Annotated in this window: 9 protein-coding genes; 3 read left to right on the plus strand and 6 right to left on the minus strand. The window is 67.3% G+C overall.

All coding sequences use genetic code 11. The features are described from left to right. Positions 1-208: 208 nt before the first annotated feature. On the minus strand, positions 209-1507 hold the full coding sequence (gene waaA, locus ACZK4H_RS17825) for a lipid IV(A) 3-deoxy-D-manno-octulosonic acid transferase (protein WP_099551987.1): 1299 nt from the start codon (positions 1505-1507) through the stop codon (positions 209-211). A 60-nt stretch (positions 1508-1567) separates the two neighbouring features. On the opposite strand from waaA, the gene ACZK4H_RS17830 reads away from it, so the two are divergent. Then, positions 1568-2485, plus strand: a complete 918-nt coding sequence (locus ACZK4H_RS17830) for an LpxL/LpxP family Kdo(2)-lipid IV(A) lauroyl/palmitoleoyl acyltransferase (protein ID WP_099551988.1) — start codon at positions 1568-1570, stop codon at positions 2483-2485. A gap of 146 nt (positions 2486-2631) precedes the next feature. Here ACZK4H_RS17830 and ACZK4H_RS17835 read toward each other — a convergent pair whose 3' ends face one another. The 4 genes from ACZK4H_RS17835 to ACZK4H_RS17850 all read right to left on the minus strand — a co-directional run bounded on the left by ACZK4H_RS17835 (position 2632) and on the right by ACZK4H_RS17850 (position 5925). After that, entirely contained in the window at positions 2632-3081 is a 450-nt protein-coding gene (locus ACZK4H_RS17835) for an REP-associated tyrosine transposase (RefSeq protein ID WP_099551989.1), read from the minus strand. Positions 3082-3284: 203 nt separating this feature from the next. Beyond that, the gene (locus tag ACZK4H_RS17840; protein ID WP_099551990.1) at positions 3285-4616 is read right to left on the minus strand and encodes an O-antigen ligase family protein; all 1332 of its coding nucleotides are present in this window, start codon (positions 4614-4616) and stop codon (positions 3285-3287) included. Continuing rightward, the gene (locus ACZK4H_RS17845) at positions 4597-5712 is read right to left on the minus strand and encodes a glycosyltransferase (RefSeq protein WP_099551991.1); all 1116 of its coding nucleotides are present in this window, start codon (positions 5710-5712) and stop codon (positions 4597-4599) included. The genes ACZK4H_RS17840 and ACZK4H_RS17845 overlap by 20 nt, the downstream gene beginning before the upstream one ends. Before the next feature lie 15 nt (positions 5713-5727). Then, positions 5728-5925, minus strand: coding sequence for a zinc-finger domain-containing protein (locus ACZK4H_RS17850; protein WP_099551992.1), 198 nt, complete (start codon positions 5923-5925; stop codon positions 5728-5730). A 421-nt stretch (positions 5926-6346) separates the two neighbouring features. On the opposite strand from ACZK4H_RS17850, the gene ACZK4H_RS17855 reads away from it, so the two are divergent. After that, entirely contained in the window at positions 6347-9691 is a 3345-nt protein-coding gene (locus tag ACZK4H_RS17855) for a GH92 family glycosyl hydrolase (protein ID WP_099551993.1), read from the plus strand. Next, complete coding sequence (locus ACZK4H_RS17860; protein WP_099551994.1) at positions 9688-10428, plus strand: basic secretory protein-like protein; 741 nt, start codon at positions 9688-9690, stop codon at positions 10426-10428. The genes ACZK4H_RS17855 and ACZK4H_RS17860 overlap by 4 nt, the downstream gene beginning before the upstream one ends. Before the next feature lie 496 nt (positions 10429-10924). On the opposite strand, the gene ACZK4H_RS17865 is transcribed toward ACZK4H_RS17860, so the two are convergent. Beyond that, the gene (locus tag ACZK4H_RS17865) at positions 10925-13216 is read right to left on the minus strand and encodes an NADP-dependent malic enzyme (protein WP_005419150.1); all 2292 of its coding nucleotides are present in this window, start codon (positions 13214-13216) and stop codon (positions 10925-10927) included. Between the last annotated feature and the right edge of the window lie 75 nt (positions 13217-13291).

Consider the following 13291-nt stretch of genomic DNA (forward strand, 5'->3'; position numbering starts at 1 on the left):
TCCCTTGATATCCGCCCAAGCGCGGTCGACAGCAGACTGACACCCTGTTCCGGGAGGCGGTATCGGAATACGCGCCCTGCGCACCACGATGTGACGGCAGGCACGTTGGCAAGGAAGCTCCGGTCCCGCTACGACAGGATCCTGGTCGCTAAGCAGAATTGACGCGGTCTTTCACGACAGTCGCGTCGCGCGCGCCGGCCCCTCGAACTCAGCGGCAGGGTGGCGGCAGGTGCGGTCCGACCAGCGCCAGCGTACGCTGCAGGGCACCGCGTCCATTGCTGATCAGCGTGCAGCCTGCCCGCGCCATGTCCTCGCGTGCCTGCGGGTCTTCGAGCAGGTGCTGCAGCAGTTCGCCGACCGCCTGCACGTCTTCGCCGATCAACAGCGCGCCTGCCTCGCGCATGCGCCGGGAAATTTCCGAGAAGTTGTGCAGGTGCGGGCCTGTCACCGCAGCGGTGCCCATCGCCGCCGGCTCCAGCAGGTTGTGGCCACCGATCGGCTGCAGGCTGCCACCGACAAACGCCACCTGCGCGCAGGCATAGAACGGCATCAGCTCGCCCAGGGTATCGATGACGAACACATCGGTTTCAACCTCCGGCCACTGCTTCGCGCGCCGGGTTGCCACGTTCCAGCCCTGCTCCCGCGCCAGTGCCTCCACCTTCGGGAAGCGCTCGGGATGCCGCGGCGCCCACAGCAACAACAGGTCGGGGTGCTGCTGGCGCAGGCGCCGGTGCAGATCGATCACCGCCTGTTCTTCACCATCATGGGTACTGGCGGCGATCCACACCGGCCGCCGGGCCGGCACGCGTGCATGGAACTGCTCGACGAAGCCCTGCACGTCCGGCGTAGTGATGTCGAACTTCAGGTTGCCCAGCGCCTGCACCTGCTCCGGCGCGGCGCCCAGCTGCACGAAACGCTCGGCATCGTCCTGCGACTGCGCGGCCACGCAGGTGACCGTGCGCAGCGCGCGGCGGATCAACGCCGCCAGCAGCCGGTAGCCCCGCAGCGAACGTGCCGAAAGGCGCGCGTTGAGGATGTAGACCGGAATGCCACGGTCACGGCAGCCGAACAGCATGTTCGGCCACAGTTCGGTTTCCAGGATCAGCGCCAGGCTGGGCTGGAAGTGGCCGAGGAAGCGGTTGACGCTGCCGGGCACGTCATACGGCAGGTAGACGTGGTCCAGTGCATCGCCCCACAGCGCACGCACGCGTTCGGAGCCGGTCGGGGTGATGGTGGTGATGACCCAGCGGATGTCCGGGCGCTCCTTGCGCAGCGCGTTCACCAGCGGCGCAGCGGCATTGACTTCGCCCACCGAGACCGCGTGCAGCCAGACCCGCGGTTGGCCGGTGGGCTGCGGATAGGAGGCATAGCGCTCGTCCCAGCGCCGGAAGTATTCACGTACCCGGAAGCCGCGCCAGACCAGGTGGTACACGGTGATCGGCAGCAGGATGTAGAGCACGACCGAGTACAGGCCGCGCAGGATCCATTCGACAGGGTCTTTACGCATTCGGCAAGGATACGGGAGCCCCCCGGGAAAGACACGCGGCTGCCTTGGTAGAATGGCCCAATGTCCGATGCCACCACCGCCGTCCGCCCGTCGCTGCGCGATCCCCGCAACTGGCCGATGTTCGCCGCCATGCTGGGCGCCTTCGCCATCGCCCGCCTGCCGTGGATGCTGCAGCGTGCGCTGGGCCGGGGCGTCGGCTGGATCACCTGGCGCCTGCTGGGCAGCCGTCGCCGCGCCGCCGAGGTCAACCTGCAGCTGTGCTTCCCCGAGAAGGACGAGGCCTGGCGCCAGCGCCTGGTGCGCGACAGTTTCGATGCCCTGGGCGTGGGTGTGTTCGAGTGCATCCGCGCCTGGTGGGGAAGCATCGACAGCATCCGCCCGCAGGTGCAGATCGAAGGACTGGAACATCTGCGGCAGATGCAGGCGGAAGGTCGTGGCGTGCTGCTGGTGTCCGGCCACTTCATGACCCTGGAAATGTGTGGGCGCCTGCTGTGCGACTACGTTGATCTCTCAGGCATGTACCGCAAGCACAAGAACCCGGTGTACGAGTGGGCGGTGAAGTTCGGCCGCCTGCGCTATGCCAAGGCCATGTTCGCCAATGAGGACATCCGCGCTACCGTGCGCCACCTGAAAAAGGGGGGCTTCCTCTGGTATGCACCCGACCAGGACATGCGCGGCAAGGACACCGTGTTCGTACCGTTCTTCGGCCATACCGCCTCGACCATCACCGCTACCCACCAGCTGGCGCGGATGACCGGCTGCGCAGTGATCCCGTATTTCCATCGCCGCGAAGGCGGGACGTACTTCCTGAAGATCGGCGCGCCGCTGGAGAATTTCCCCAGCGAGGACGTGGAAGCCGATACCACGCGGGTCAACCAGGCCATCGAAGAGATGGTGCGCGAAGCGCCCGACCAGTACCTGTGGATCCATCGCCGATTCAAGCGCCAACCGGGCGGGCGGAGCGATTTTTACAAGTAACGGTGGGCGGGATGGCTTCATCCACGCTTGGCGTGGATTTACTGCCCTGTGCGGCTTCATCCGCGTATGACGTGGATTTAATGGCGCGGGACATTCTGAAGTAGATCCACGCCATGCGTGGATGCTCTTCGATCCCGTGCCGGGATTCACAACGGCCAGCGGCACCAGGCGTACGGGTACTCCCCCACCACGCACGCCAAGCCCGCACGGACCGGATTGGCCAGGATGTACATCGCCTTCTCGTGAAGTGATTCGTCGGTCCGCACTGCATGGTCGTGATAGCCGTGCTGCCACAGCGCGCCCTGCCGCTCCTGCCGCCGGTTCAGCAGCCTGCTGCTGCGTGACTTCAGAAGGGACATGCACTCGGCCAAGGTTCCACTGCGCAGTTCCATCAGCCAGTGTAGATGGTCGGGCATCACCACCCAGGCGAGACTGTGGCTGAAGCCCCTGCGCTCTACGAAGCGCAGCGCATCAACCAGACTCGCTACGTTGGAAGCATCGGCAAAGAAGGGTTCACGATCGAGGGTTACCGTAGTCAATGAATAGACGTTACCGGTGCAGGAGTAACGACCGTAGCGGAGTCTTGGGCTGGCCATGGCCTCAGCCTGCGATACACACGGAGGCACGACTAGTGGAGGTTGGCGCGTGTTTGCGTCGGTAAAGCCCCATCCACGCATGGCGTGGATCTACTACGGCGACGTTCGTTCGGTGACCGCCCCATGCACGCCATGGCGTGGATCCACCATGGGGACGCTTGTTCGGTACGTGCAGTAGAGCCACGCCATGCGTGGATGGACGATCACGCCACGGAAGGCGTGTCGTCCGCATCGCGGGCCAACAGGCTGCCGGCGAACAGCGCGGCCAGCAATACGGTCAGGCCACCCCAGAAGGCCGAATAGAACGCCAGATGGGTGTTCAGCGGGAACACGGTCACCGCCAGCGCCAGCATCGCCGGACGCGCGCGTTCGCGGGCAATCGCCGGCGCGTAGCGCCATGCACGCCAGGCCTGGGCCACGGCCGCCAGCCACAGCAACAGGCCAATCACTCCGGTCTCTGCGAGGATTTCCAGCACGATCTGGTGCGCATGCAACGCCGGGGCATTGCCCCACACCGCCGGCCCATCCTCCGCCACGCAAGCGGGATAAGCGTCGCGGAAACCACGCGCACCCACGCCATTGATCGGGTGCTCTTCAATCATGCAGGCGGCAGCTTCCCAGATCCGCGCGCGCCCCGACAGGGCCTCGTCGACACCACGCTCGCCCCCATCCAGGGCCATGGCCGTACGCGCGAAGCGCTCGCGCAGCTGCGGCACGCTGGCGGTCAGCGCGCCGGCGCCGAGCACCGCCACCAGCGCCAGCGCGGCCAGCCGTTTCCAGCCGAACTGGCGCACACCGCTGTAGGCCAGCACCAGCGCGAAGGTGATCCACGAGGCGCGCGAACCGGCCAGCAGCAACACGCTGCCCAGCGCTGCGGCAGCCAGCAGCCAGCCCACATTGCCAAAGCGCCGCGCGACAGGCAGCAGCAGGAACGGCGACAGGCTGGCCAGCACCTGGCCGAACTTCAGGTTGCACGGTCCCAGTGCGCCGCTGAGGCGGTCGGCCAGTGCGGCCTCATCGGCCGGGCACAGCGCGTGGCCACTGACCGCCAGCTTCAGGTGTTCCAGTGACCAGAACCATGGGCTGGTGCCGGCCACGGCCTGCACCAGCGCATCCAGGGTCCATGCGCCGGTGATCAGCGCCAGCCCTGCGAAGGTCAGCCGCCGCCGCTCCGGCGTGGCCACCGCGATCGCCACCAGCCACATGAAGGGCAGATAGCGCAGGCCCGCAGCAGCTTTGGTCCACGAGGACGCCGGATCGATCGCATCGAATGCGGAAAATGCCTGCGGCAGCCAGTACCCGAGGAACAGGATCGACGTCAGTGCCCAGGCCGCCGTGCTCAACAGATGCGGGCGGCGTTGCAGGCGGCGCATCACCATGCGCGCCGCGGCGTACAGCGCGCCCAGGCCCAACACGGTTTCGGCGATGCCCGGCAACGGCCACATCGCCACGTACGCCAGCACCCACCAGGGCGCCCAGCGTCCGGCGCGGTCGTCACGCGCGATGACGGCAGGGTCAGCCGGCGAGGTCGGCATAGAGGCGGAGGGTATCGCGCTGCATGGCCTGCAGGGTAAACGGGATGCGGGTCGGCAAGGACGGGGGCTGGGCCAGCAGGGCCAGCGCACGTTCACCCAATGCGCGCGCGTCGCCGAGCGGCACGGCACCTGCGGGTTGCAGCTGCCGAAGCAGCTCACCGACGCCACCATGGTCCCAGCCCAGCACCGGGCGGCCCACCGACAGCGCCTCGACCACGGTGCGGCCGAACGCTTCGGGCTTGTCCGACAGCTGCAGCACCAGGTCGCTGGCCGCGTAGGCCTGGGCGATGCGCGCGGTCGGTGTGCTGATGTGCACGACCCCGGCCACGCCGAGCGCGGCCGCCTGCCGGCGCAGGTCGGCCACGTAGGCTTCACGGCCGGGTTCATCGGTACCCAGCATCCACAACTGTGCCGGCACGCCAGCGGCGCGCACATCCGCCAGCAGCTGCAATGCGTGGGCATGGCCCTTCAGGCGGGTGCCCCGCCCCGGCAACAGCAGCAATGGGCCTTCAACCTGCGCCAGCCACGGGTAATCTGCCGCAAGCGCCAACCGCGGACGGCGATCGGCACGCGCCACGCGCGGGAACTGGGCCACATCGACGCCTCGCGGAATCACCTGCAGCGCCTGTTCGGGCACGGTCGGGTAGTGCCGCTGCACGTAATCGCGCACGGTGTTGGACACGCAGATCACGCGTTCGCCGCTGGTCATCACTGCGCTGTAGCGGCTGGGCGAATTCAGCCCGTGCACGGTGGTCACCCAGTGCGGGCGCTGCGTGGCAGGCAGGGCGCGGATCGCGTACAGGCCCAGCCATGCCGGCAGGCGCGAGCGGGCATGCACGATGTCCGCGCCAACCTCGGCGAACAAGCGGCGCAGGGTCGGCAGATGGCGCAGGGTCAGCAGCGACTTGCGGCCGATGTCCAGGGTGAGGTGCTCGGCACCGCTATCGAGCAGCGGCTGCACCAGGCGGCCACCGGCGGAAACCACCAGCGCGCGATGGCCGGCGGCCACCAGGGCCGCAGCGATTTCCAGGGTCGAGCGCTCGACACCACCGGAGTGCAGCGCCGGCAGCAACTGCACCACGGTCAATCGGCGCATCGAGGGGGCGACCGCTTAGTCGGCCAGCACGAACACGGAACCGCAGTACGGGCACTGCGCTTCGCCGTTGGGCTCGTCTTCGATCGGCAAGTACACGCGCGGATGCGAGTTCCACAGCGCCATTTCCGGGGTCGGGCAGCTCAGCGGAAGATCGCCGCGGTGCACGGTGTAGCGCTTCTCGGCGTTGGCGGGCGCGGTGGCGGTATGGCTCATGGCGGATGTCGATGAACGGGTTGCGAGGCCTGTGATTCTAGCATCCGGGCTGCCCTGACATGGCGCCGCAACAGGTCTTTGGGCGCCGCGGGCCGATTCCGCGTGGTGTTGCACGGCACCCGGGGCGGTCTGCCTGCGTGGAAGCCCCGGTCGCCCGTGCGGGTTTGTACCGGAATCCTGCCGACCGCGATATTTGCCGCATTTGGATCGAACTAAATGGCACTTGTCAGGTTGCCACGGCTGTTGCAGGATCGGGCCAGGTCGTGAACCGGCCTGCCCCAATCCGACCCGATCGCATGGCCCGCCCCCACCGGACCAGCATCGCCTCTTCCACTGCCATCGCGGCGGGCGGAGCGATGCTGCCCGTGGTGTCCGCCGATGCGGGTTCTGCCCGCCGCCTGCCCTTCCGGGAGACTCCTGCATGACCCTGTCCGATCCACGCCGCGCCCTGCTTCCACTCGCCCTGGCCCTGGCCTGTGCGACTACTGCGATGCCGGTGCTGGCACAGGGACTGCAGACCTCGTTCGAGCCCGGCGAACCCGCCCCTTCGCAGGCCGCAGGTGCACTGCAGGTCACGATCGGCAACGGCCCCGCGGCGCCTTACGCCGCCAAGCGCAATGCGGGCTACAGCGGCCTGCATGCACTGCGCTACAGCAGCGAAGGCGGCAGCGCGCGGCGCGAACTGTTCAAGACCGACCTGCCGATCGAGGCCGACACCACGCTGTCGTGGCTGGTGCTGCCGGAAATCGTCGGCAAGGACAGCGTGGCCTCGACCTATGTCTCACTGGATCTGCGGCTGGACGATGGCAGCCGCGTTTCGGCCGGTGCGGCACGTGACCAGCACGGCGTGGCCCTTGGCGCACACGCACAGGGCGAGTCGAAGACGCTGTATCCGCAGCAGTGGGCACGCAAGGCGGTGCGACTGGGCGACGTGCCCGCGCTGAAGGGCCGCCGCGTGGTGGCGATCGAACTGGACGTGGCCAGTGCCGACGGTGCGCCGGTCTCCGGCTGGATCGATGATGTGCATCTGGGCACAGAACCGAGGCAGCAGCCGCAGCGCGTCTCCGACTGGGTGCTGACCACCCGTGGCACCCAGGCCAACGGCACCTTCTCGCGCGGCAACAATTTCCCGGCCACGGCGGTGCCGCACGGCTTCAATTTCTGGACCCCGGTGACCGATGCCGGCGCACTGAACTGGCTTTACCGCTGGAACGAACAGAACGACGCACAGAACCGCCCGCAGCTGCAGGCGCTTGCGTTGAGCCACCAGCCCAGCCCGTGGATGGGCGACCGCCAGACCTTCCAGGTGATGCCCTCGGCCAGCCGTGGTGTGCCGGAGGCCGACCGCCGCAAGCGCGCGCTGTCGTTCGACCGCAGCTACGAGAGCGCCCGCCCGTATCGCTACGATGTGCGCTTCGACAACGGCGTCGCGGCATCGATCGCGCCGACCGACCATGCCGCGCTGTTCCGCTTCGATTTCCCCGAGGGCGGCGACGCCAACCTGCTGTTCGACAATGTCGATGCACGCGGTGGCCTGACTCTGGACGCCGCCACGCAGACGCTGTCCGGCTACACCGACACGCGCAGCGGCCTGTCCAACGGCGCCAGCCGCATGTACGTGGTGGCCAGCTTCGACAAGCCGTGGCGCGGCAGTGGGCGCCTCAACACCGGCCGCCCGACCGGTTACATCAAGTTCGATGCAGGCAGCGACCGGCGGGTGACCATGCGCATCGCGACCTCGCTGATCTCGGTGGAGCAGGCACGACACAACCTTGCGCTGGAGATCGCCACCACCGATACGCTGGAGAGCGTGGCCGGCCGCGCACAGGATGCGTGGGATGCGCGCCTGGCCCGCTTCGACATCGGCGATGCCAGCGACGATCAGAAGACCACGTTGTACTCCAGCCTGTACCGGCTGTACCTGTACCCCAACTCCGGCCACGAGAACGTGGGCAGCGCGGCCATACCCGACTGGCGTTACGCCAACCAGGCCAGCGCCAGCGATGACAACACCGATGGCAGCGCGACCCGCACCTTTGCCGCCGTGCGCGACGGCAAAGTGTTCGTCAACAATGGCTTCTGGGACACCTTCCGCACCACCTGGCCGGCCTATGCGCTGTTCACGCCCGACGATGCCGGGCAGATGGTGCAGGGCTTCATCGAGCAGTACCGCGCTGGCGGCTGGATCGCGCGCTGGTCGTCGCCGGGTTACGCTGACCTGATGGTCGGTACCAGCTCGGACGTGGCATTTGCAGATGCATGGCTGAAAGGCATCGGCGGCTTCGATCCGGCAGAGGCCTACGCGGCCGCGCTGAAGAATGCGACCGTGGTACCGCCCGACCGCCACGTCGGCCGCAAGGGCATGGACCGTTCGACCTTCCGTGGCTATGCCAGCGCCGACGTGCACGAAGGCATGTCGTGGACGATGGAAGGCGCACTCAATGACTTCGGCATCGCCAACATGGCCGATGCGCTGGCCAAGCGCGCGGCCACGCCGGCCGCACGCGAGCGCTACAGCACCGAGGCCGACTACTTCCGCCATCGCGCCGCCAGTTACGCGACGATGTTCGATCCGGTCGCCGGCTTCTTCCAGGGCCGTCGCGCCGATGGTCGCTGGCGCGTGGACGCCAAGGCCTACGACCCGCGTGTGTGGGGCCACGACTACACCGAATCCAATGGCTGGACTTTCGCCTTCACCGCCGCCCACGATGGCGAGGGCCTGGCGGCGCTGTACGGTGGCCGCGAAAAGCTGGCGGCGAAGCTGGATACCTTCTTCGCCACGCCGGAAACCGCGGACCCGGCACTGGCCGGTTCCTACGGCGGCACCATCCATGAAATGACCGAAGCACGCGATGTGCGCATGGGCATGTACGCGCACAGCAACCAGCCGGCGCACCACATCCCGTGGATGTACCTGTACGCCGGGCAGCCATGGAAGACCCAGCAGCACGTACGCGAGATCCTGTCGCGGCTGTATGTGGGCAGTGAGATCGGCCAGGGCTATCCCGGTGACGAGGACAACGGCGAGACCTCGGCCTGGTACGTGCTGGCCTCGCTGGGCCTGTACCCGCTGCGCATGGGCGCACCGGAGTACGTGATCGGTTCACCGGCCTTCGAACATGCGCGCGTGGAACTGCAGGGCGGTGCCGTGCTGACCGTGAATGCGGCCAACAACTCGCGTGAGAACGTCTACGTGCAGTCGCTGAAGATCAACGGTACGCCGTGGACGAAGACCTGGGTGCCGCACGAGCTGATCGCCAAGGGCGCGACCCTCGACTTCGTGATGGGGCCCCGTCCCTCGCGCTGGGGCAGTGGCGTGGATGATGTGCCGCGCTCGTTGACCGCGCGCGGCCAGCGCCCGCAGCTGCTGCACGACCTGCTCGGCAGCGGCGCGAAGGCAGCGCTGGCCGATGGCCGTGCCCTGCCCGCGCTGGTTGATGACGACGCCGGCACGACGGTGGGCCTGGGAGGCGGCGCAACCATCGCGCTGACCGGCCTGGCCGAGGGCACCCCGACGATGTACACGCTGACCAGCGGGGACGGCCGTATCCAGGGCGGGGAGTGGACGCTGGAGGCGCGCAACGGCAGCGGCAGCTGGGCCGTGCTCGACCAGCGCAGCGGCGAAGACTTCGAATCCGCCCGGCAGACCCGTCCGTTCCGCATCGCCAAACCCGGTCGCTACAGCGAGTACCGCCTGCGCCTGGCGGCACCGGCACGACTGCCGCTGGCGGAGATCGAACTGCTGGCGGCCGGCACCGTACAATGAGCGGCATGCGCTTCCGTCTTCTGCCTCTGGCCCTTGTTGCCCTGTCCTTCTCAAGTTTCGGCCAGACCCAGGCGTTCGATACGCAGCTGACCCGCGACGGCGTGACGCTGAATTACCAGGACGCGCGTGGCGCGCTGGCCGCGCCGCAGCGCAAGCGCGTGATCGATACGTTCTTCTTCGCCTACCTGCGCGAACGCGCGGACTTCCATCCGGCCGCGCCGTCGATGGTGCGCATCGTGATCGATCCGGCCTACACCGGCATCGCCTTCGTCGGCGACAAGGACCAGGCAGCGACGATCACCATCAATCCAGGTTGGCTGGCGCAACACCCGAACGACATCGACCTGGTCACCCATGAGGCGATGCACATCGTGCAGGGCTATCCCGGCTACGGCGATGCACGGGTGCCGGGCTGGCTGGTGGAAGGCATCGCCGACTACGCGCGCGACCGCTACGGCATGGACAACACCGCCGCCGGCTGGGCATTGCCGGTCAAGGTCGAGAAGGGCCAGAACGTCGACAGCGGCTACCGGGTGACCGGTGCGTTCCTGAAGTGGGCCGAGGCCGAGCATCCCGGCCTGGTGCTGGCGCTGGACAAGGCCCTGCGCGAGGGCCGCTATACGCCAGCGCTGTGGCAGAAGCACACCGGCAAGGCATTGCCGGCACTGTGGACACAGTACGCCAAGCCACGTTCGGATGCACCGCCGCCGCCGGCGAGGCGTGGCAAGCGGCACTGACGGGGTGGTCAACTGGGTATTGGGGCGACTGGGTAGAGTCGACTGTTGGTCGACTGACGTTCGTACAGCTACCGAAAGCCCCGCGCTTCGCGCGATAGTCGACCAACGGTCGACTCTAGCTCGCTGCCTTCTACGCCTCAGCGCGACCGCACGAAGCCGGCGTAGAGCGCGAACAGCTGCTGGAAGTACCGCCGCGTCACTCGATTGCGCATGACACCCTCACCCATGGAAAGTTGGTCGGGCCCAGGGTGGGAAGGCCGGTCCGGTCCCTTCCCACGGCCAGGCCGCGTGGGCGTATTGGGCCGCAACGGCGTTGCAGGGACATGACCGGGTTGCGTAGCGCGTGTGGCACAGGCCGGCGGTAGAGCCGGCCGCCGTGTGTATCTGGACATGACTGGGGTTGCCGGCCAGCGGCCGGCACTACCCGTTTCCGCTGCGCGGAAACAGAAACGCGCCCCGTGGGGCGCGTTTCTGCAGCTGTCGCTGGAAAGAAGGCTTATGCCTTCTTTTCCGCTTCCAGCTGCTTGCGGATCTGCGCATCCACCGCCGCAATGGCGGTCATGTTCAGGATCCTGCGCGAGGTCGCGCTGGTGGTCAGGATATGCACCGGCTTGTTCACGCCCATCAGGATCGGGCCGATCGCCACGCCATCGGTGAACACGCGCACCAGGTTGTAGGCGATGTTGGCCGCTTCCAGGTTCGGCAGCACGAACAGGTTGGCGCGGCCCTGCAGGGTCGAGCCCGGCAGCAGCTTCTGGCGCAGCGCTTCATCCCATGCGGTGTCGCCCTGCATTTCGCCATCCACGTTCAGACGCGGGTTGCGCTTGAGCAGCAACTCGCGCACCTGGCGCATCTTCAGCGCGTCCTTGGAATCGTGGCTGCCGAAGTTGGAGTGCGACAGCAGGGCCACCTTCGGCTCGATGCCGAACAGCTTCATGCGGTAGGCCGCCTGCAGGGTCGCTTCGCACAGCTGCTCGGCGGTCGGGTCTTCCTGCACGTGGGTGTCCACGAAGAAGAACACGCCCTGCTGGTTGATCACGCCGGTCATCGCCGAGGTCGAGGTGACCTTCGGCTCCAGCGGCAGCACGCTGCGCACGTAGCCCAGCTTCTTGTGGAAGCGGCCGACAATGCCGGTCAGCATCGCATCAGCTTCGCCACGGGCCACCATCACCGCCGCGATCAGGGTCGGGCGCGAACGCATCAGGTTCTTCGCCGCGGCCACGGTCACGCCACGACGGCCGGTCAGGCCGTGGTAGTACTGCCAGTACTCGTTGAAGCGCGGGTCGTCGTTGATGTTGGTGACTTCAACGTTCTCGCCGATCTTCAGGCGCAGGCCCAGGCGCTCGATGCGCGACTCGATCACTTCCGGGCGGCCGATCAGGATCGGGTGCGCCAGGCCGTCATCGACCACGTTCTGCACGGCCTGCAGCACCACTTCTTCTTCGCCTTCGGCGTACACCACGCGTTGCTTGTCGCTGCGCGCGCGGTCGTAGACCGGCTTCATCATCAGGCTGGTGCGGTAGACGAACTGGGCCAGCTTGTCGCGGTAGGCGCCCATGTCCTCGATCGGGCGCGAGGCCACGCCCGAGTCCATCGCGGCCTGGGCCACGGCGGCCGACAGCTCCACCAGCAGGCGGCGGTCGAACGGGCGCGGGATCAGGTATTCACGGCCGAAGCTCGGGGTCTCGCCGCCGTAGGCCGAGCCCATGTCGGTGGCGGCACGGCGCGCCAGCGCGGCGATGGCGCGCACGCAGGCGATCTTCATTTCCTCGTTGATCGCGGTCGCGCCCACGTCCAGCGCACCACGGAACAGGTACGGGAAGCACAGCACGTTGTTGACCTGGTTCGGGTAGTCCGAACGGCCGGTGCCGATGATCGCGTCCGGACGGGCGGCGCGCGCCACCTCCGGCATGATTTCCGGGGTCGGGTTGGCCAGCGCGAAGATCACCGGATCCGGCGCCATGGTCTTGACCATGTCGGCGGTCAGGATGCCCGGGGCCGACAGGCCCAGGAAGATGTCCGCGCCGTCGACGATCTCGGCCAGGGTGCGCTTGTCCGTATCGCGCGCATAGCGCTGCTTTTCCGGATCCAGGTCGGTACGACCGGTGTGGATCACGCCCTCGCGGTCGAAGGCCAGGATGTTCTCCGGCTTCAGGCCCAGCTGCACCAGCATGTTCACACAGGAAATACCGGCCGCGCCCATGCCCGTCGTCGCCAGCTTCACCTCTTCGATCTTCTTGCCGGTGATCGCCATGGCGTTGAGCACCGCTGCGCCGACGATGATCGCCGTGCCGTGCTGGTCGTCATGGAACACCGGGATCTTCATGCGCTCGCGCAGCTTGCGCTCGACGACGAAGCACTCCGGGGCCTTGATGTCTTCCAGGTTGATGCCGCCGAAGGTCGGCTCCAGCGAGGCGATGATGTCGACCAGCTTGTCCGGGTCGGTCTCATCCACTTCGATGTCGAACACATCGATGCCGGCGAACTTCTGGAACAGCACGCCCTTGCCTTCCATCACCGGCTTGCCGGCCAGTGCGCCGATGTTGCCCAGGCCCAGCACCGCGGTGCCGTTGGAGATCACCGCCACCAGGTTGCCGCGTGCGGTCAGCTCGCTGGCCTGCTGCGGGTCGGCCTTGATCGCTTCACAGGCGTACGCCACGCCCGGCGAATACGCCAGCGACAGGTCGCGCTGGGTCAGCATGGGCTTGGTAGCGGAAACCTTGATCTTGCCGGGCGGAGACATCCGGTGGTAATCGAGGGCGGCCTGTTTGAAATCTTCGTTGGACATCGATGTGGGTTACATGAATGGGCAGAAGGGACAGGGGATGATACCCCCGTTGGAGCGTCTGGACCTGTCGCTATC

It is taken from the genome of Stenotrophomonas sp. 78350_Sma (assembly GCF_056482105.1).

Bases quoted from the DNA above. Each gene is read 5' to 3' on its own strand.
- ACZK4H_RS17845 (WP_099551991.1), bottom strand. From the start codon at position 5,712: ATGCGCCGATTGACCGTGGTGCAGTTGCTGCCGGCGCTGCACTCCGGT.
- ACZK4H_RS17860 (WP_099551994.1), top strand. From the start codon at position 9,688: ATGAGCGGCATGCGCTTCCGTCTTCTGCCTCTGGCCCTTGTTGCCCTG.
- waaA (WP_099551987.1), bottom strand. From the start codon at position 1,507: ATGCGTAAAGACCCTGTCGAATGGATCCTGCGCGGCCTGTACTCGGTC.
- ACZK4H_RS17865 (WP_005419150.1), bottom strand. From the start codon at position 13,216: ATGTCCAACGAAGATTTCAAACAGGCCGCCCTCGATTACCACCGGATG.
- ACZK4H_RS17840 (WP_099551990.1), bottom strand. From the start codon at position 4,616: ATGCCGACCTCGCCGGCTGACCCTGCCGTCATCGCGCGTGACGACCGC.
- ACZK4H_RS17830 (WP_099551988.1), top strand. From the start codon at position 1,568: ATGTCCGATGCCACCACCGCCGTCCGCCCGTCGCTGCGCGATCCCCGC.
- ACZK4H_RS17835 (WP_099551989.1), bottom strand. From the start codon at position 3,081: ATGGCCAGCCCAAGACTCCGCTACGGTCGTTACTCCTGCACCGGTAAC.
- ACZK4H_RS17855 (WP_099551993.1), top strand. From the start codon at position 6,347: ATGACCCTGTCCGATCCACGCCGCGCCCTGCTTCCACTCGCCCTGGCC.
- ACZK4H_RS17850 (WP_099551992.1), bottom strand. From the start codon at position 5,925: ATGAGCCATACCGCCACCGCGCCCGCCAACGCCGAGAAGCGCTACACC.